General features: G+C 64.4%; 15 protein-coding genes. 10 read left to right on the top strand and 5 right to left on the bottom strand.

What is annotated here, in order from left to right; translation table 11 throughout:
- Positions 1-180 precede the first annotated feature (180 nt).
- The 9 genes from HZR81_RS01560 (at position 181) to HZR81_RS01520 (ending at position 9609) form a co-directional block, all read left to right on the top strand.
- Positions 181-798, top strand: coding sequence for an NUDIX domain-containing protein (locus tag HZR81_RS01560; RefSeq protein WP_014597852.1), 618 nt, complete (start codon positions 181-183; stop codon positions 796-798).
- Entirely contained in the window at positions 795-1250 is a 456-nt protein-coding gene (locus HZR81_RS01555) for a DUF1249 domain-containing protein (RefSeq protein WP_049325417.1), read from the top strand. Before HZR81_RS01560 ends, HZR81_RS01555 begins: the two co-directional genes overlap by 4 nt.
- Positions 1251-1386: 136 nt before the next feature.
- Positions 1387-2202 carry a 3',5'-cyclic-AMP phosphodiesterase gene (gene cpdA, locus HZR81_RS01550; protein WP_500127134.1) on the top strand — a complete coding sequence of 272 codons (816 nt, stop codon included), beginning with the start codon at positions 1387-1389 and terminating at the stop codon, positions 2200-2202.
- Positions 2203-2347: 145 nt separating this feature from the next.
- Complete coding sequence (locus HZR81_RS01545; RefSeq protein WP_102838792.1) at positions 2348-2953, top strand: YqiA/YcfP family alpha/beta fold hydrolase; 606 nt, start codon at positions 2348-2350, stop codon at positions 2951-2953.
- A 117-nt stretch (positions 2954-3070) separates the two neighbouring features.
- The gene (parE, locus tag HZR81_RS01540; protein ID WP_500127133.1) at positions 3071-4957 is read left to right on the top strand and encodes a DNA topoisomerase IV subunit B; all 1887 of its coding nucleotides are present in this window, start codon (positions 3071-3073) and stop codon (positions 4955-4957) included.
- Complete coding sequence (locus HZR81_RS01535; RefSeq protein WP_500127132.1) at positions 4954-5949, top strand: esterase-like activity of phytase family protein; 996 nt, start codon at positions 4954-4956, stop codon at positions 5947-5949. The genes parE and HZR81_RS01535 overlap by 4 nt, the downstream gene beginning before the upstream one ends.
- Positions 5946-6473: a retropepsin-like aspartic protease family protein gene (locus tag HZR81_RS01530; protein WP_110775683.1), complete on the top strand. Its 528-nt coding sequence runs from the start codon at positions 5946-5948 to the stop codon at positions 6471-6473. The genes HZR81_RS01535 and HZR81_RS01530 overlap by 4 nt, the downstream gene beginning before the upstream one ends.
- Positions 6470-8722, top strand: coding sequence for a DNA topoisomerase IV subunit A (gene parC, locus HZR81_RS01525; RefSeq protein WP_500127131.1), 2253 nt, complete (start codon positions 6470-6472; stop codon positions 8720-8722). Before HZR81_RS01530 ends, parC begins: the two co-directional genes overlap by 4 nt.
- 182 nt (positions 8723-8904) lie before the next feature.
- On the top strand, positions 8905-9609 hold the full coding sequence (locus HZR81_RS01520; RefSeq protein WP_458992219.1) for a PqiC family protein: 705 nt from the start codon (positions 8905-8907) through the stop codon (positions 9607-9609).
- A 142-nt stretch (positions 9610-9751) separates the two neighbouring features.
- Here the strand turns inward: HZR81_RS01520 and HZR81_RS01515 are convergent, their stop codons facing one another.
- On the bottom strand, positions 9752-11278 hold the full coding sequence (locus HZR81_RS01515; protein ID WP_500127130.1) for an AhpA/YtjB family protein: 1527 nt from the start codon (positions 11276-11278) through the stop codon (positions 9752-9754).
- Positions 11279-11497: 219 nt separating this feature from the next.
- Between HZR81_RS01515 and serB the strand changes: the two genes are divergently transcribed.
- Entirely contained in the window at positions 11498-12712 is a 1215-nt protein-coding gene (gene serB / locus HZR81_RS01510) for a phosphoserine phosphatase SerB (protein ID WP_063540824.1), read from the top strand.
- A gap of 45 nt (positions 12713-12757) precedes the next feature.
- On the opposite strand, the gene HZR81_RS01505 is transcribed toward serB, so the two are convergent.
- From HZR81_RS01505 to asd, 4 genes are all read right to left on the bottom strand, one after another.
- Positions 12758-13831 (bottom strand): NAD(P)-dependent alcohol dehydrogenase, encoded by a 1074-nt coding sequence (locus HZR81_RS01505; RefSeq protein WP_063540825.1) that lies wholly within the window; start codon positions 13829-13831, stop codon positions 12758-12760.
- 128 nt (positions 13832-13959) lie between these two features.
- Complete coding sequence (locus HZR81_RS01500; protein WP_500127129.1) at positions 13960-16026, bottom strand: EAL domain-containing protein; 2067 nt, start codon at positions 16024-16026, stop codon at positions 13960-13962.
- A 61-nt stretch (positions 16027-16087) separates the two neighbouring features.
- Positions 16088-17941: a cyclic-di-GMP receptor FimW-related protein gene (locus HZR81_RS01495; protein WP_500127128.1), complete on the bottom strand. Its 1854-nt coding sequence runs from the start codon at positions 17939-17941 to the stop codon at positions 16088-16090.
- A gap of 138 nt (positions 17942-18079) precedes the next feature.
- Positions 18080-18973, bottom strand: coding sequence for an archaetidylserine decarboxylase (gene asd, locus HZR81_RS01490; RefSeq protein WP_125867095.1), 894 nt, complete (start codon positions 18971-18973; stop codon positions 18080-18082).
- Between the last annotated feature and the right edge of the window lies 1 nt (position 18974).

Here is an 18974-nt window from a genome sequence, read left to right as displayed (position 1 = left end):
GCCGCGCTTGCGCGAAGTTCGTGCGCTGGCGCAGTGGAGCGTTCTTCGGTTACGGCGGTCTGCAAAGGGCTGCGTCAGAGACGATGCCGCGTTAGGATGGCCACAAAGCCGCTCACGACGTGACGGTTGCAGTCATTCGCCGCCGGCAAGGCGCGAATCAAACCGATATGAGTGGTACCCATGAGCGAGACCTTCAAACCCGGTCCGGATGATGTCCAGATCCTCCGTCGAGAGCAATGCTTCAGCGGTTTCTATCGGCTGGAGCGCGTCCACCTGCGCCACCGTCAGTTCAGTGGTGCCATGGGCGCCGAGCTGAGCCGCGAACTGTTCGTGCGGCATGACGCCGTATGCGTGCTGCCCTACGATCCGCTGCGTGACCGAGTGGTACTGATCGAGCAGTTTCGTGTCGGGGCGCTGGGCAAGGTCGACAATCCCTGGCTGATCGAACTGGTCGCCGGGCTGATCGACAAGGACGAGGCGCCGGATCAAGTCGCCCGTCGCGAGGCGGTGGAAGAAGCCGGGCTGGAGCTGGGCGAGTTGTGGCCGATCACGCGTTATTTTCCATCGCCGGGCGGCAGCGACGAGCGCGTACACCTCTATATAGGTCGCTGCGACAGCGAAGGGGCCGACGGTGTGTTCGGGCTGGCCGAAGAGGGCGAGGACATCCGTGTGCATGTCTGGTCGTTGCAAGAGGCACTGCGCGCCATTTCCGACGGTCGAATCGACAACGCGGCCAGCATCATTGCACTGCAGTGGCTGGCCTTGAATCGCGAGCAGGTGCGGGGGGAGTGGGCATGAGGAAGACGCGCGAGCGATACCGAGTCGATCTGCTCGAACTGCAGGCGGCCTGCGAAGCCAACTATCTGCGTCTGATGCGTCTGATGCGTCTGTTGCCGGGCATGCGCAGCGGCTGCGAAGCGCGGCGCATCGCCATCAGCCAGGGTGACCTGCTGCTCGGCGTACTGGTACTCGAGGTGCTGGAGAGCTGCCCTTACACCACCACCGTGCGGGTGAGCCAGGAGCACTGCCTGACCTGGTTGCCGGTGCCGAAGATGGAAGTGCGCGTCTATCACGATGCACGCATGGCCGAAGTGGTTCGTGCCGAGAACGCCCGGCGCTTCCGCGGCATCTATCACTACCCCAACGCGCAGATGCACCAGCCTGATGAGAAGAACCAGCTCAATCTCTTTCTCGGCGAGTGGCTGGGGCACTGCCTGGCCTGTGGCCATGAGCTGGAGCCCGTGCTCTGAAGCCGTTGATCGATTGACGAAGCAGGCACACGCGCATCGCAACGCGGTTCTGTGACCCAGGCCCACAACCCGAGGTTTACCCTCCGGATGGGCTCCTACCATAATTCCGTTGCGATTTCGCTCAAGGAGAAGGGCCTTGCCTGGTGCGCCCCTGACTGCTGTTGAAGATTCGGTTCTGCTGGTGCAGCTCACCGATAGCCACCTGTTTGCCGAAGCGGACGGCAAGCTGCTGGGCATGAATACCTGCGACAGTCTGAAGCGGGTGGTCGAGCTGGCCATCGAAGAGCAGCCGCGCATCGACCTGATCCTGGCTACCGGTGATCTGTCCCAGGACGGTTCGGTGGCGTCCTACCAGCGCTTCCGCCAGTTGGCCGGGCGCATCGAGGCGCCAGCGCGCTGGTGTCCCGGCAACCATGATGAACTCGGCGCCATGCGCGAGGCCACCCGTGGCAGTGAGCTGATGGAGCCAGTGCTTGAGATCGGTGGCTGGCGCGTCGTGATGCTCGACACCCTGGTTGCAGGCTCGGTGTATGGCATGCTGCGTGGCGATCAACTCGAGCTGCTGGATCGCGCCCTGGGCGAGGCGCCCAAGCGGCATCACCTGGTCTGTTTGCATCACCATCCCGTATCCATTGGCAGCCGCTGGATGGACAGCATCGGGCTGCGCAATCCCGAGGCGCTGTTCGAGGTGCTGGACCGCCACGACAACGTGCGTGCGCTGCTTTGGGGTCATATCCATCAGGCGTTCGATCAGTCGCGCAATGGGGTTCGGCTGCTAGCCACGCCGTCGACGGGCGTGCAGTTCACGCCGCAGAGCGAGGACTTCCAGGTCGATAGCGCGGCACCGGGTTATCGCTGGCTCCGTCTGTATGCCGACGGGAGACTGGAAACGGCTGTGTCGCGGGTCAGCGGCATCGCCTTCGAAGTGGATTACAGCGTCAAGGGCTATTGAGCGTACTGCAGCTCGCGCTGCATAACGTTTGGTCGGCGGTCTTGATCGGTTCGGGGCAGGCGTAAGTGGCGTTCGTCCCGGGCGGTTCGCTTGCAGTCGGCGGTATGCGCCTTGTAGCCTTGCGGTTTTTCAACGAACTGTATTCATGTCCAGTTACCCGCCCTCGATACTCTATCTCCATGGCCTCAACAGTTCGCCGCTTTCGCAGAAGGCGAGCCAGCTGTCCGCTGCGTTGGACCAGCTTGGCCTTGCCGATCGGCTGCGGGTGCCGGCGCTGCATCACCACCCGCGCCAGGCCATCGCCCAGCTCGAAGCCTGCATCGCCGAGCTCGGCCGGCCGTTGCTGGTCGGCAGCTCGCTCGGCGGCTACTATGCGACCCACCTCGCCGAGCGCCATGGCCTCAAGGCGTTGCTCATCAATCCGGCGGTGATGCCGCATCGCCGCTTCGACGGTTATCTCGGGCCGCAGACCAATCTCTACAGTGGGGAAGTCTGGGACCTGACCGAGGACCATGTGGCCGCACTGGCGGAGCTGGAGACCTCGTCTCCCGAGGATGCCGAGCGCTATCAGGTCTGGCTGCAGACAGGCGACGAGACGCTGGATTACCGTGACGCGGCGCAGTTCTACCGTGGCTGTGCGCTGCGTATCCAGGCGGGTGGCGACCATGGTTTCCAGGGGTTCGAGGAGCGCCTGCCGGCATTGCTGGCCTTCGCCGGTTTCGACCCGCAGCTTTGGTTGGGGCGGCTCTGACAGCGTGTTGCGGCGGAAACGGTAGCGCGAGTGCGCACTGGCGATACCGCATGACTCGCCGATTATTCGTGGCTCGCATGGGCCGATTGTTCAGAACATAAGGACAGTGCCAGACAGATGTCTTATACCGCAGAAGCCATCGAGGTTCTTTCCGGCCTCGATCCGGTGCGCAAGCGCCCCGGCATGTACACCGACACCTCGCGGCCCAACCACCTGGCCCAGGAAGTCATCGACAACAGCGTCGACGAAGCCCTCGCTGGCCACGCTCGCTCGGTCCAGGTGATCCTGCATCAAGACAATTCGCTGGAAGTGATCGACGACGGCCGTGGCATGCCGGTGGATATTCACCCGGAAGAGGGCGTGCCGGGCGTCGAGCTGATCCTCACCAAGCTGCATGCGGGCGGTAAGTTCTCCAACAAGAACTATCAGTTCTCCGGTGGTTTGCACGGCGTCGGCATCTCGGTGGTCAACGCGTTGTCGACGCGGGTCGAAGTGACCGTCAAGCGTGACGGCAACGAGTACCGCATGAGCTTCGCCGATGGCTTCAAGGCTACCGACCTGGAAGTCATCGGCAGCGTCGGCAAGCGCAACACCGGTACCAGCGTGCGCTTCTGGGCCGATCCGAAATACTTCGATTCCCCCAAATTCTCCATCAGCCGGCTCAAGCATGTACTCAAGGCCAAGGCTGTGCTCTGTCCGGGGCTGAGCGTCAGCTTCGAGGACAAGGCCAGCGGTGAGAAGGTCGAGTGGCATTACGAGGATGGTCTTCGTTCGTACTTGGTGGACTCGGTCAGCGAGTATCTGCGCCTGCCGGACGAACCCTTTGTCGGTGCCCTGGCCGGCAATACCGAGGCGGTGGACTGGGCGTTGCTCTGGTTGCCGGAGGGCGGCGAGAGCGTTCAGGAAAGCTACGTCAACCTGATTCCCACGGCTCAGGGCGGCACCCATGTCAATGGCTTGCGCCAGGGCCTGCTGGATGCCATGCGCGAATTCTGCGAGTTCCGCAACCTCCTGCCGCGCGGGCTCAAGCTGGCCCCGGAAGACATATGGGAGCGCATCGCCTTCGTCCTCTCGATGAAGATGCAGGAGCCGCAGTTCTCCGGGCAGACCAAGGAGCGCCTGTCGTCCCGCGAAGCCGCCGCCTTCGTCTCCGGTGTGGTCAAGGATGCCTTCAGCCTCTGGCTCAATGCCCACCCGGAGCTGGGCATGCAACTGGCCGAGCAGGCGATCAGCAACGCCGGGCGCCGGCTCAAGGCTGGCAAGAAGGTCGAACGCAAGAAGATCACCCAGGGCCCGGCGCTGCCCGGCAAGCTGGCCGACTGCGCCGGGCAGGACCCGATGCGCGCCGAGCTGTTCCTGGTCGAAGGCGACTCGGCCGGCGGCTCCGCCAAGCAGGCACGGGACAAGGAGTTTCAGGCGATCATGCCGCTGCGTGGCAAGATCCTGAACACCTGGGAGGTCGACGGCGGCGAGGTGCTCGCCAGCCAGGAAGTACATGACATCGCCGTGGCCATCGGCGTCGATCCGGGCGCGGCCGATCTGGGCCAGCTGCGTTACGGCAAGATCTGCATCCTCGCCGACGCCGACTCCGACGGCCTGCACATCGCCACGTTGCTCTGCGCCCTGTTCGTTCAGCATTTCCGCCCTTTGGTCGAGGCCGGCCATGTCTATGTCGCCATGCCGCCGCTGTACCGCATCGACTTGGGCAAGGACATCTTCTATGCGCTCGACGAGGCCGAGCGCGACGGCATTCTCGAGCGGCTGGTGGCCGAGAAACGCCGCGGCAAACCTCAGGTGACGCGCTTCAAGGGCCTCGGTGAAATGAACCCGCCGCAGCTGCGGGAAACCACCATGGACCCCAATACTCGCCGCCTGGTACAGCTGACCCTGGATGATTTCGAGGGTACCCGCGAAATCATGGACATGCTGCTGGCGAAGAAGCGCGCCGGCGATCGCAAGAGCTGGCTCGAGTCCAAGGGCAACCTGGCGGAGGTGCTGGTTTGATCCGTCGCTGGCTAGCGCTGCTGAGTCTGGCCTCGGCACCGCTCTGGGCCAACGAGCCGGCGCCCGAGCCGGCGCCCGAGCTGAAGCTGTTGAGCGAGCATCCGGTGGCGGGTATGAGCGGTGGCAACCTGTCCGGAATAGCCTGGTGTGGCGATGCGCTGTGGGCCGTTTCCGACCGCGAGGATGACGTTCTCTATCGTCTGGATACCAGCGTATCGCCCTGGCAGGCGGAGCCTGAGCGCTTCGAAGCCGGCCCTCCGCCGGATAGCGGTTTGCCTTGGGGCATGCGCATGCGCACCTGGCTCAGTGGCCACGTACGCGGTGGTCACCTGGATTTCGAAGGGCTGAGCTGCGACAGCCTGGGCAATCGCTATCTGGTCAGCGAGGCGCATGCCGCCGTGCTGCGGGTGAGCCCGGCGGGCACGGCGGAGTGGCTGCGCCTGCCCGAATCGCTGGTGCGCCAGGCGCGGGCCAGCGGCATGCTCTGGCATTTCAATACATTGTTCGAGGGCATCGCCGTCGATCCGAAGGCCGAGCGCCTCTGGCTCGCCGCCGAGCGTGAGCGCCGAGGGTTGCTGGTACTGCATCGCCAGCAGAGCAGTTGGCAGTGCACGGGCGGCTGCGTGCTGATGGCCGAGGGTGGCGATCAGCCGCCGCCCCCTGCACTGGGCGATGCACCGCTGCCGAAAAGCTTCTCGGCGGTGGCCTTCTTCGGCGACAAGGTCTTCGTGCTGGAGCCCTCGGCCTACCGCGTCTGTCGTCGCAGCCTCACCACCGGTGCGGTCGAGCGCTGCTGGTCATTTGCCGAGGAGGCTTTGACCGAAGAGCGCCGTTACGCAGAGCCCTACGGTAATGCCGAAGCGCTGTGGATCGACGAAGAGGGCGCCTGGATTGGCGTCGACAACAACGGCAAGGCTCGCGGTGACGGCGAGAAGCGTCCCATTGTCTGGCGATTCTCCGCGCCGAAAGGCGGCTGGGGTGCGAAGCCTTGAGCCAGACGGCCGGGCGTCGTGCCGGGCGGGTGATGCTGGTGCTCGCCTGGGGTATCGGGCTGTTCCTGGCTACACGCTTCTTTGCCGCCTGGGAGGCAGATCGCGTCAACCCCAACCGCCAACCGGTATCCCAGCTGCAGGGCGAGCAGATCGAGGTGCAGCTGGCTGGCAACGTCCAGGGACATTTCGTCGCCAGCGGCAAGATCAACGGCGAGGCAGTCACCTTTCTGCTCGATACCGGCGCCACCGATGTCGCGGTGCCGGCCGAGCTGGCCGAACGGCTGGGGCTGGAGCGTGGCGCACCGGTGATGCTGCACACCGCCAATGGCCAGACCACCGGCTATCGCACCGTGCTGCCAAGTCTCGAACTTGGCGAAATCAGGCTGCGCGATGTGCGCGCCATCGTCGCCCCCGGCTTTCGCAGCGAACAGGTTCTGCTCGGCATGAGCGCCCTGAAACAACTTGAATTCACCCAGCGCGCCGGCACTCTGGTGCTGCGCCAGCATGTAACGGATCGACCATGAGCGAATCCCTCGACCTGAGCCTCGATGGCGTGGAGCGGCGCTCCCTCGCCGACTTCACCGAGCAGGCCTACCTCAATTACTCCATGTACGTGATCATGGATCGCGCACTGCCGCATATCGGCGATGGCTTGAAGCCGGTGCAGCGACGCATCGTCTATGCCATGAGCGAGCTCGGCCTGAACGCCGACGCCAAGCACAAGAAGTCGGCGCGCACGGTCGGCGACGTGCTCGGTAAATTCCATCCGCACGGCGACAGCGCTTGCTACGAGGCGATGGTGCTGATGGCGCAGCCGTTCAGCTATCGCTACCCGCTGGTCGACGGTCAGGGCAACTGGGGTGCGCCGGACGATCCCAAGTCCTTCGCCGCCATGCGCTACACCGAGGCGCGCCTGTCACGCTATTCCGAGGTGCTGCTGTCCGAGCTGGGGCAGGGCACGGTGGACTGGGTACCGAACTTCGACGGCACCCTCGACGAACCGGCGACCCTGCCGGCGCGGCTGCCCAATCTGCTGCTCAACGGCACCACCGGCATCGCCGTGGGGATGGCCACCGACGTGCCGCCGCACAACCTGCGTGAAGTCGCCGCCGCCTGCGTCCGTCTGCTCGACGAGCCGAGTGCCAGCGTCGAGCAGCTCTGCGAGCATGTGCAGGGGCCGGATTTCCCGACCGAGGCCGAGATCGTCACGCCGCGCGCGGACCTGCTGAAAATCTACGAAACCGGTCGTGGTTCGGTGCGTATGCGTGCGGTGTACCGGGTCGAAGACGGCGACGTGGTGGTCACCGCGCTGCCGCACCAGGTGTCCGGCTCCAAGGTGCTCGAGCAGATCGCCGGGCAGATGCAGGCCAAGAAGCTGCCAATGGTCGCCGACCTGCGTGATGAGTCGGACCACGAAAACCCCTGCCGCATCGTCATCATCCCGCGCTCCAACCGGGTCGATGTCGAGGCGCTGATGCAGCACCTGTTCGCCACCACCGATCTGGAGTCCAGTTACCGGGTCAACACCAACGTCATCGGCCTCGATGGGCGTCCACAGGTGAAAAACCTGCGCACCCTGCTCAGCGAGTGGCTGACCTACCGCATCGGTACCGTGCGCCGTCGTCTGCAGTTCCGCCTGGACAAGGTCGAGAAGCGCCTGCACCTGTTGGAAGGCCTCTTGGTAGCGTTCCTCAACCTCGACGAGGTGATCCACATCATCCGGACCGAGGATCAGCCCAAGCCGGTGCTGATGGCGCGTTTCGAATTGTCCGAACTGCAGGCCGACTACATCCTCGATACCCGCCTGCGCCAGCTGGCGCGCCTGGAAGAGATGAAGATCCGCGGCGAGCAGGACGAGCTGGCCAAGGAACGCGAGAAACTGCTGGCGCTGCTGGGCAGCGAAAGCAAGCTGAAGAAGCTGGTGCGCAAGGAACTGATCGAGGACGCGGAAACCTACGGCGATGACCGTCGCTCGCCGATCGTCGAGCGTGCCGAGGCCAGTGCGCTGTCGGAGAACGAGCTGCTGCCGTCCGAGCCGGTCACCGTGGTGATCTCCGACAAGGGCTGGGCGCGCTGCGCCAAGGGCCACGATGTCGATGCCAGCGGTCTGTCCTACAAGGCCGGGGATGGCTTCAAGGCGGCTGCGGCCGGGCGCTCGAATCAATATGCGGTGTTCATCGACTCCACTGGACGCAGCTATTCGCTAGCGGCGCACTCGTTGCCTTCGGCACGTGGCCAGGGCGAGCCGCTTACCGGCCGGCTGACCCCGCCGCCAGGCGCCAGCTTCGAATGCGTGCTGTTGCCCGACGACGAGGCGCTCTATGTGATCGCCTCGGATGCCGGCTATGGCTTTGTCGTCAAGGGCGAGGACCTTCAGGCCAAGAACAAGGCTGGCAAGGCACTGCTCTCGCTGCCGACCGGCGCCCGCGTCGTCGCCCCGCGCCCCCTGGCCAATCGCGAGGAGGACTGGCTGGCTGCCGTGACGACCGAAGGCCGCCTGCTGGTGTTCCCGGTGCGCGATTTGCCTCAGCTGGGCAAGGGCAAGGGCAACAAGATCATTGGCATTCCCGGCGAGCGGGTGGCCAGCCGCGAGGAGTATCTGGTCGATCTGGCGGTATTGCCCGCCGGTGCGACGTTGCTGTTGCAGGCCGGTAAGCGCACGCTGTCGCTCAAAGCCGAAGATCTCGAGCATTACAAGGGCGAGCGCGGGCGGCGCGGCAACAAGCTGCCACGCGGCTTCCAGCGTGTCGAAGGGCTGCAGGTCGAGGTCTGACAAGCGCATTGGCGCTGGAATCGACGGCCGCTTTCACGGAAGATAGCGGCCTTTCCAGCCTGCGGCATGTCTCCGGTGCTTTTTCGCGTCGCTTATTCATTTTCCGGCGCGCTACATATGCACGAGGCATTGCTGGCCGTAGGGCCGCAGGCGGCCAGAAGAATTATGGTGTTATGACGGTAATGAAGAACTTGCTGCGTGTTCCGACTGTTTTGTTGCTGGCCAGCATTGGCTTGACAGGCTGCATCGGGCTCAAGCCGGCGCCGATGTATCGGCTCGACAGCGGTACGACCGAGGTGCCTGAAAGAACCGATGGAGCGTCCGTGCTGCTGGCGCCGGTGGCGTTGGCCGACTACCTGCAGCGCGATGCTCTGCTGCAGCGCCTGGCCGATGGCAGCCTGGCTGCCGATGATCAGCAGGCACGCTGGGCGGGCAGCCTGAAGGGTGACATCGAGCAGGTGTTGCTGCGTCAGCTGGCCTGGCGCCTGGACACCCAGAGCCTCGTGCTCGGCCCGGCTGAAGAGGGTTTCGCGGCGGAGGTACAGATCGAGCTGTCGATCTCGCGTCTGGATTCCGGTCCGCAGTACCCGGCGGTGCTCGAGGCGCAGTGGCGGCTCAGGGACAAGGCGGGCAAGCATCTGGGCACTCGCCTGGTGCGGCTGCAGGAGGAGCATCAGGGCACGGCAACCGACCAGGTACGTGCGCAGAGTCAGTTGCTTCAGCGACTGAGCGAGATGTTGGCGCAGGCGGTTGAGCCGACCTTGGTGGCGAAGACGGCGCCCAAGCCTGCGCCAGCCAAGCCGCCGGTCAAATCTGCCGAAGCGCCGGCACCGCGGATCCCTGCCGCCGAACCCATTCGTACCGACATGGAAGTGTTTCGCTTCTGACCCTGTTGCGGCGGCTGTTGCAGCCCGTGCTATGACAAAGCCCGGCCAGCGATCTGGTCGGGCTTTTTCGTTCTCTCGGGCTGGTTGCCTCTGCGGGCATGCTCGCCGCGCGACTCGCTTGAAAGCGATCGTATGGCTTGCGTCAGTGGGTGCGGCTACGTAGCTCGTGCATGCGTGCGAGCTGACGCTCCAGCAATGACGGGTACGGGTCGAGCAGGCGCTCGACGCAACAGGCGCCTTCCGGGCTGGCGATCGGGCGGATGCGGGCACGTTGCTGGATCAGGCGGTCGTCGCTGATGCTGCGCTCGACCAGCAGCAGGTTACGGCTGTGCAGCGACATCTCCAGTGCAGCCTGTGCCGCTTCGCTGAGCAGCAGGTCACCCTGGCCGAGATCGAACAGGTTGTCGCCCTGGGTCAGGCCGAGCTGCAGCTGCAGGGTGATACCACTGTCGGCGAGGTCGATCTGCAGGGCATGGCCAAGCGCGCGCATCAGCTCGCCGCAGCAGATGGCATGGGTGAGGTAATTCTGCTCGTCGTCCTGACTATGGAACAGCATCAGGCTGCTACCGTCGTTGAGTGTATGCAGCTCGGCCTGGTAGAGCGTCGCCGCCTGCTGCAGGCAATCACGATAGCGTTGCAGCAGTTCGGTCAGGCGCTCGCGCGGCAGGCGGCGCAGCTGATCCTGATTGCCGAGCTGGATGGCCAGCACGGCGCTGCGCGTCGAGCGTGGCGCAGCGATCGGCTGCGGAGCCCGGCTGGCGGGGCTGTCGAAAGGCGGTTCGTCGTCCGCTATCTCCAGATCGTCGTCGCTGTTCGCCGACAGCCGCACCTGACGCTGCGGCTGGTCTTCGTCCAGGTCGACCTCAAAGCGTTCGGGGTGAGACCGAGCCGGGCTGTCTTGGGCGGAGCGATCTGCGTCCTGCTCGAAATAGTCCTCGTCCAGTGCATCGCTGAGGTCAAGCTCCGGCTCTGGCTTCTCCGGCACCAGACGTGCCTGCAGTTGCCGGGCGAGGTCGCCGATCTCGTCCTGCCGCCCGGCGCCCGGTGCCGGGTCGTCCGGGTCGCGCAGCCAGAGGCGCATCTGCATCAGCGGCGTGGACAGTTGGCGGCCGAGGCGCATGCTCAGGGTTAGGGTCAGCGCCAGCAGAATCAGGCTGAGCAGGCCCATGCTTTGCAGGCTGATGGTCATCGGCTGCTGGAACTGCTGCATGTCGAGGCTGACACGCAGATGCCCGGCGATCACCTCCTGAAAGCTGATCGGCGTCGAGTAGAGGCCATTGTCGTCCCCAAGCAAGCCCTGCTGTGGGCGCGTGCCGGACTCGGCCAGCACGCGATTGTCCACGCTGTAGATCGCCGCATGGGCGACCAGCGGGTTCTTCACCAGATTGCTCAGCAGCACGTTGAGGCTGAGGATGTCGTTGGCCACCAGCAGGTCGGTGGCCGACGCCGCCGTCTGTGTCACCAGACTCTGGCCGAGGGCGTCGGCTTGCTGTTCCATGGCGTGCTTGAACTGCATGCCGATCACCCAGGCATAGATGATCAGCGCCAGCGCCACCAGCAGCAGCGTGTGGCTGGCGATACGCAGCACCAGTGGCACGCGATGCTGGCGCACTGCGCGGTAGAGCATGAGAAAGAAGTTGTCGGGCTTTACGGATGCGGGCCGGTTCACAGAGCGCGGCTCTTCTCGTCGGGAAATTGCCGAGCAGTATACGGAAAGCACGGTGGGCGCTGAAGGTCTGCAGCTATCAGCTGACGAATTGCGTGGGAGTGTCTAGCTAAAGAGGACGCGGCACGCAGGGCTTGCTAGCGGGAGTCGTAGACGCTGTCCTGGCGCACGGCGAGCTGATGTAGAATGCCGGCCTTCATTGCCTGTCATGGGAGCTGCGCCTTGCGCGAAATCGTCCTGATCAACATCACCGGTGAAGACCGTCCGGGCCTGACCGCGGCCATCACCGGCGTGCTCGCCCAGGGAGGCGTGAACATTCTCGACATCGGCCAGGCAGTGATCCATGACACTCTGTCGTTCGGCATCCTGATCGAGATACCCGACAATGAGCGCGCCTCGTCGGTGCTCAAGGACGTGCTGTTCATGGGCTACAAGCACGACCAGCAGGTGCGCTTCACGCCGGTCTCCGAGGCCGATTATCAGCACTGGGTGGCCGGCCAGGGCAAGGCTCGGCACATCGTCACGCTGCTGACTCGCAAGGTCACCGCCGAGCAGCTGCAACGGGTCAGTTCGATCACCGCCAAGTATGGCCTCAACATCGATCACATCGATCGTCTGTCCGGACGCATGCCGCTGGACATGCCCGAAGAACAAGGTAAGGGCTGCATCGAGTTTTCGGTGCGTGGCGAGCCTGCCGACACCGCCGCATTGCGCGCCGAGTTTCTCAGCGTGGCTCAGGAGCTGAACGTCGACATCGCCTTTCAGCGCGACTCGGTCTACCGGCGCAACCGCCGCCTGGCCGTGTTCGACATGGATTCGACGCTGATCGAGGCCGAGGTCATCGACGAGCTGGCCAAGGCCGCCGGCGTCGGTGAGCAGGTGTCCGAGATCACCGAGCGCGCCATGCGCGGCGAACTGGACTTTCGCGCCAGCTTCAAGGAGCGCCTGGCGCTGCTCGAGGGGCTGTCAGAGAACGTCCTCGCCGATATCGGCGCCAGCCTGCGGCTGACCGAGGGTGCCGAGGTGCTGTTCGCCGAGCTCAAGCGTCTGGGCTACAAGACCGCGATTCTGTCCGGCGGCTTCAGCTACTTCGCCAAGCAGCTGCAGGCCAAGCTGGGCATCGACTACGTGTTCGCCAACGAATTGCAGATCGAGAATGGCAAGGTCACCGGCGTGGCGGTCGAGCCCATCGTCGATGCCCAGCGCAAGGCCGATCTGTTGCGTCAGCTGGCCGAGCAGGAAGGGTTGTGTCTGGAGCAGACCATTGCCGTTGGCGATGGCGCCAACGATCTGCCGATGCTCGGTCTGGCCGGCCTCGGCGTCGCCTTCCGCGCCAAGCCGCTGGTCAAGCAGTCGGCCAAGCAGGCGATCTCCACGCTGGGGCTCGACGGCATCCTCTATCTGCTGGGCTTCCGCGATCGCGAAGGCTCCGAGTGACGGCGACGGGCTGATACTGCGGCATCAGCCCGTCGCGGTCAGGTCTCAGGGCTTGATCGCTACCTTCAGTACCCCGTCGCGCTGGTTGGCGAAGAGATCGTAGGCGTCATTGATATCGGCCAGCGCATACTGATGGGTCACCAGCGGGCCGAGATCGACTCTTCCTGAAGCCACCACGTTGAGCAGCCGGCGCATGCGCTCCTTGCCGCCGGGGCAGAGCGAGGTGACGATCTTGTTGTCGCCCAGGCCGGCGTGGAAGGCGCCGAGCGGAATGGTCAGGTCACTGGAATAGACGCCGAGGCTGGACAGCGTGCCGCCCGGCTTGAGTACTCGCAACGCGCTCTCGAATGTCGATTGCAGGCCCAGCGCCTCGATGGAAGCGTCGACGCCGCGGCCGCCGGTCAGCTTGAGCACCTCGTCCACCACGTCGACATTGCGGAAGTTGAGCGTGACATCCGCACCCATCTTCCGCGCGATATCCAGCCGTGCATCGACGCCGTCCACTGCGATGATGGTGCCGGCGCCACGCAGTCTGGCTCCGGCAGTAGCACACAGGCCGATGGGGCCTTGGGCGAAGATCACCACGATGTCGCCGATCTTGATGTTGGCGGCCTCGGCGCCGGCGAACCCGGTGGACATGATGTCCGGACACATCAACACCTGCTCGTCGGTCAGGCCGTCCGGCACCGGCGCCAGGTTGGCCTGGGCGTCGGGCACCAGCACATATTCGGCCTGGGTGCCGTCGATGGTATTGCCGAAGCGCCAGCCGCCCATGGGCTTGTAACCGTGGCACGAGCAGCCGCCATCCTGCGACGGCAGGCCGTCCTGGCAGGCGTAGGAGGTGAAGCTCGGGCAGATGGCGCCGGCGATCACGCGCTGGCCCTCCTGGTAGCCCCTGACATTGCTGCCCAGCTTTTCGATGACGCCCACCGGCTCGTGGCCAATGGTCAGTCCCGGTGCAACCGGGTACTCGCCCTTGAGAATGTGAACATCGGTGCCACAGATGGTTGTCGTGGTGATCCGCAACAGCGCATCGTTCGGGCCGATCTCGGGTATGGGTTTGTCCTGCAGTTCGATGCGCCCGGGTTCGACGAACACGGCGGCTTTCATCATGGCCATGGCACGACTCCTCCTGTAAGTGAAGACGTCCGGACACTCTAGCCCAGCGTTGCGGCCAGCGGATGACCACGATCAACTCAGGGCGAGTTGGCAGGAGGAGTCTGTCTTGGCCGCTGGGCCAGCCGGGCTCACTCCTCGTCAGAGGAGAAGTCGTAGTCCATCGACTGGCTGGGACCCTGCAGGTAATGCCCCTGGATATAGCTGACGCCGGCCTGCCAGAGCGTGGCGAGTACCGTGGCGCTTTCGACGAAAGGCACGATGCTCTGCTTGCGCTGCTCGTGCAGCTCGGCCAGCAGCGTCTTGAGCGCTTCCTGATTTTCCTGGCGGCTCAGATCCTGGGTATAGGAGCCGTCGACCTTGATGAACTCGGCATCCAGGTGCTTGAGCGTGTTGAAGGGGTTCAGCACGCAACCGAACTGGGCCAGGGCAATTCGGCAACCGAGGCCGCTCAGGCCCTGTGCTAATGCCTTGGCTGGTTTGAGATAGGTGACGGCATCGGCTTCGCCGAACTCGAAGGCCAGTGAGTCGCCGGGCAGGCGCGAGGCCTTGAGTACGACGCTGAGCCAGGGCAGCAGACTGGCGTCCTGGATGCTGGCCGCGGACAGGTGCAGGAACAAGCGGGTGCTATGGCCCTTGGCGCGATGTTCGGCGAGCAGCTTGATGGAATTGAGGATGACCCAGCGGTCGATCTTGCTGGCCAGGCCGGCCTCGCTGGCGGCGCTGAGAAACTCGTTGGGCGGTACTTCCGCGCCTTGGGGATCGAGCAGTCGCAGCAGGACTTCGTAATGCTCGAAGTTGTCGCCGCGCAGGCTGATGATCGGCTGGAACAGCAACCGGAAGCTGTTGTTCTCCAGTGCCTGCTTGAGCATGGCGGCGATATCGCCGCGGTTCGCCGCGGCGGCCAGCTCGTCGGCGGGGTTATAGATCTTCAGCGCATTGCCGTCGCTCAGCTCATCGGCGCAGCGGTGCGCGCGCTCGATGGCGTCCTGGGCCTTGGCGGTCTTTTCGTCGAGGCCGGCGACACCGATGCTGAGGGTGACCTGCACCGTGCGCCCGCCTACATCGAGCAGATGCCCTTCGACCTTGCCAAGCAGCGCACGCAGTTCCGCTTCGGCCTGCTGCGGTATGACGCCGGGTTGCAGCACGGTGAACACATCATCGGCGAAGCGCGCCAGCTGGGTGTCGCTCGGGAAGTGCCCGCGCAGCAGGGTGGCCAGCTGGCTGAGCAGCTGGTCGGAGTCGGTCAGGCCGATATCGGCCTGCAATGCAGCGAAACGGTCGATGCGGATGTATGCCAGGGTCGCGCTCTGGCCTGCGTTGACCGCGCGCTCGACCGCAGTATCCATGACTTCGAAAAAGCTGTTGCGGTTGAGCAGGCCGGTCACCGGATCCTGGCTGCTGATCTCGCGGAGCTTCTGCAGTTCGGCGCTGTCGCTCTCGGCGCGGATCACCACCTGGATGCAAGGCTCGCCGTCATAGGCGGCTGGCGAGAAGCTCATGCGCATCTTCAGCGCTTCGCCGTCGGCGCGAACCCCGCCGCAGGCCAATTCGGCGCTGCCTTCGAGGGTCTGGTAGTTTTTCAGGAAGGTCTTGAACCGGCTCTGGTCGGCACCGCCGATCAGGTCGATCATCGGCATGCCTTCCAGATCCTCGACGTCGTCGTAGCCGAACAGCTCGAGGTAGGCACGGTTGGCATAGATATGCATGCCGTCGTGAACGTAGGCGATGGCGTCAACGGAACTGTCGAGCAGCAGCTGGCAACGTTTCTCCGCCTCGCGCAGCGCGACTTCAGCCGAGCGTCGGGCGCGTCGCTCCTCGAGGTTGGCCAGTTCGCGGTTGGCCACCAGCAGCAGCCATTCATCCTCGCCCTGTGGCAATGCGTCCTGGGCGCCGAGCATCAGCGCATCGGTGATTGCTTCGGCGTCGTTGCCGGCGGTCAGCTGGATGATCGGGATATCCTTGGCCTGCCGGCGAATAGCGCTGATCGCCTCGCTGGGGTCGAGATTCTCGCTCTGCGGCGCACTGATCAGCAGATCCCAGATCTGTTTCAGGGCTTCGGCCAGATCGTCGCTGGAGGTGAGTCGATGCACCCGGGTCGCCTGTCCGGCATTGCGGAAGAGGCTGACCAGGCGCTCGGCTTCGTTCTGCGAGTCTTCAAGAATCAGCAGGCGGATGGTTTTCTTTTGCAGGGCCATGGCAACAGCTTAAGTGCGCGCCGGTGCGGCGTGGGCAGGCAAGAATGCGAGAATCGGCAATCTACAGCGACTTCCAGAGTGAGTCAAAATCTTCATCCCCGCCGCTCGTGTGGGCTTTCCAGCCTGTGAACGAGGTCTCTCGCTCCGGTGCCAGCTGGCCAAGCGAGCGATACTCGAACTGGTTGTAGTTTCCGCTGTTGCCACTGCGTCGGTGCAGAATGGCGCGCTGTTCCTCGCCGTTGTGATTGATCAGGACCTTGTGCCCCTCCTGGAAGGGCAGGCGTGGCGCAATTAGCATCGCCGGCTGGGAGATGGCGCCGATCTCGGGCAACAGCAGGGCACGAAGGTACTCGCTACCCTGATCGACCTTGCGCAACAGGCGCAGGCCGCAGGGTTGGGCCTGTGGTGCGATTAGCTGGACACCCATCTGCGTGACGCCCCCGCGGATCTGGCGAATCCAGCGCACCACGGCGATGCTCCAGCTCTGCCCGTCACCTTCGCGCAGCCCCAGCAACTCGCCAGTCTGCAGCAGGCCGGGGACTTCGCCTTCCCAGGCCAGGCAGTAGCCGCCCGGGCTGTGATCGACCAGCTGGACCTGATGAATCGGGTGGCTTTCGCATGTTGTCGATCTGCTTGCCGGGACCGGATCGGTGTTGTTTGCGCGAGCCGCTGGAGTGGGAGTGGGAGTGGCGCGTACGCGGGTAGGGCTGATGAACTCGATATGATCCTGGTCCGGCGGCAGCTCGGTAGCGGTGCTCTGGGCGTCGAAAGCGCTGGCCCAGACATCTGTTGCGCCATTGTGCAGCTTGAATACCGCGCGGTTCGATGCGTCGGGCTGCTCCAGTACCTCATTGAACGGTCGCTGGCCGGCTAGCTGAAAATGCAGCGCGGTCATGCCGATGCACAGGCTGAGTACACCCTGTGCCGGGGTGCGCTGGAAGGTGCGTTCGGAAATCGCGCCCCAGGCCGAGCTCAGATGGCGCAGCAGATCGTCATCGAGACCGTTGGCCGCCGGGAGGTTGGTCAGCTGGCGGTTTTCCTGAGCCAGGCGCAGATGTTCCTCGATCAGGTCGACCAGTGGACGGGTATCGATACCGAGCAGATGCAGCTGTTGTGCATCTGGCAACAACGAGCGATAGCGTGGTGGGCCGTCTACCGTCGGGGAAAACAGGAACAGGCTGCTGGCCAGGCTGCCGGCCTGGATCAATGGCAGCGCGCTCCAGGCTTCGAGCGCCGCGGCCAGCTTGATGATGTTTTGCTGACGCATCTGGTTGCAGCGCGCACAGCCGAGCAGCAGCGCGGCGATATAGCTCTGCTCGGTGCTCAGGCCGGGGCCGTGCTGCGCCAGCGGATCGCGGACCAGGAGACGCTCGACGCCGTGTTCGACCGCCAATTGATAGAGCTGATGCATCTCCAGCCAGAGACCGGGTGCGGGCGGCCCGTAGAGTTGAGTCGAGCGCACGAGCAGCGCGCCCAGACTGTGAACCGCACGCTGCAGTGCGACGGAAAACAGCTGGTGGCGGTCGCGATTGGGTTGGGAGACCACGCGAACGACGATCAGCTTGTAGCCGACCGCCAGGTGGTTCTGCAGTGCCTGGCAAAGGCCGGCGACCTTGCGCGGGCGCTCGGCCAGCACGATTGGTTGGTTGACGTAGTGCTTTTCCAGCTGCCGGCAGACGAAGTGCACGTCCGGGCGCAGCAGCTCGAGTATCTGCAGCCTGGTTTCGGACCCAATGCGAAGCTGGTTGAGCTCGATCAGGGCCTGATACAGCTGACGTGCGGTCTCACCGATGTTGGCTTTGGGCAGCCCGGCGAGCCAGGCGGATACGCCGCGCACGCTGGCATCGCAGAAGGACAGGCTCTGCCGAGTCGGTGCGGGTGCGCGCAACAGCAGATGATGGCTCTGTCTATCCAACGATGGCTCCGCAGCGATTTAAGGCATGAGTAATGAGAACTCTATCAATATCTGCCGCAGCGGGCAGAACTGAATAATGGCCTGGTGATATTAGCCGACATTCGGCAGCAGCTGCCGGCCGAACGTCGGCTGAGGGCGTTAGAGCTGGTCGAGCGGCTCGGCGACCACTGCGCTCGATTCCGCCTGCCCCAGGGCCTGGCCCATGCACACGGGACTTAGCGGGCCGAGCTGCTCGGCCCAGCGAACACGGTCCGGACCGAACAGCAGGATGACGGTCGAACCAAGCTTGAAGCGCCCCATCTCCGTACCCTTTTCCAGGTGGATCGGCGCGCGCGCGGCTTCGTCGTAACGGAAGGTCCGGAGGCTGCGCTTGGGCGGCGTGACCAGTCCGGCCCAGACCGTTTCGATGCTGGCAACGATCATCGCGCCGACCAGCACCATCGCCATCGGCCCATGCTCGGTATCGAACAGGCAGACCACCCGCTCGTTGCGCGCGAACAGCTCCGGTACCCCCTGGGCGGTAACGGTGTTCACGGAGAAAATCCGTCCCGGTACATAGACCATCTCGCGCAGCGTGCCGCTGACCGGCATATGCACACGGTGATAATCCTTGGGCGACAGGTACACGGTAGCGAATGCGCCGCCCATGAACGGCGCCGCGCGCTCATGATCGCCACCGAGCAACTCCATGGCGCTGAAGCTGTGCCCCTTGGCCTGGAAGATGCGGCCCTGCTCGATGCGGCCTAGCTGGCTGATGGCCCCGTCGCAGGGGTTGAGGATGGCGCCAGGCGTGGTGTCCAGTGGGCGCGCGTCGTCTTTCAACGCGCGGGTGAAAAAGGCGTTGAAATGTTCGTAGGCCGTAGGTTCTTCCGTCTGGGCCTCGCGCATGTCGACTTGGAAATGTCGGACGAACCACTTGATGAAGGTGTTCTTCACCCAGGGCAGCCGGCATTCAGCCAGGCAGCCGGCCAGTCGTGAGATCAGGTGATGCGGCAGCACATACTGGCTGGCGACGAACAGGCGTTCTTTCATG

The organism is Pseudomonas sp. LM13 (assembly GCF_041381355.1).
GTDB classification, from domain to species: Bacteria; Pseudomonadota; Gammaproteobacteria; order Pseudomonadales; family Pseudomonadaceae; genus Stutzerimonas; species Stutzerimonas frequens.
This window is presented reverse-complemented; position numbering and strand designations above follow the sequence as displayed.

Excerpts from the sequence above, each read along its gene's own strand:
- HZR81_RS01560 (WP_014597852.1), top strand. The coding sequence starts at position 181 with ATGAGCGAGACCTTCAAACCCGGTCCGGATGATGTCCAGATCCTCCGT.
- HZR81_RS01555 (WP_049325417.1), top strand. The coding sequence starts at position 795 with ATGAGGAAGACGCGCGAGCGATACCGAGTCGATCTGCTCGAACTGCAG.
- HZR81_RS01545 (WP_102838792.1), top strand. The coding sequence starts at position 2,348 with ATGTCCAGTTACCCGCCCTCGATACTCTATCTCCATGGCCTCAACAGT.
- parE (WP_500127133.1), top strand. The coding sequence starts at position 3,071 with ATGTCTTATACCGCAGAAGCCATCGAGGTTCTTTCCGGCCTCGATCCG.
- parC (WP_500127131.1), top strand. The coding sequence starts at position 6,470 with ATGAGCGAATCCCTCGACCTGAGCCTCGATGGCGTGGAGCGGCGCTCC.
- HZR81_RS01520 (WP_458992219.1), top strand. The coding sequence starts at position 8,905 with ATGAAGAACTTGCTGCGTGTTCCGACTGTTTTGTTGCTGGCCAGCATT.
- HZR81_RS01505 (WP_063540825.1), bottom strand. The coding sequence starts at position 13,831 with ATGGCCATGATGAAAGCCGCCGTGTTCGTCGAACCCGGGCGCATCGAA.
- HZR81_RS01500 (WP_500127129.1), bottom strand. The coding sequence starts at position 16,026 with ATGGCCCTGCAAAAGAAAACCATCCGCCTGCTGATTCTTGAAGACTCG.
- asd (WP_125867095.1), bottom strand. The coding sequence starts at position 18,973 with ATGAAAGAACGCCTGTTCGTCGCCAGCCAGTATGTGCTGCCGCATCAC.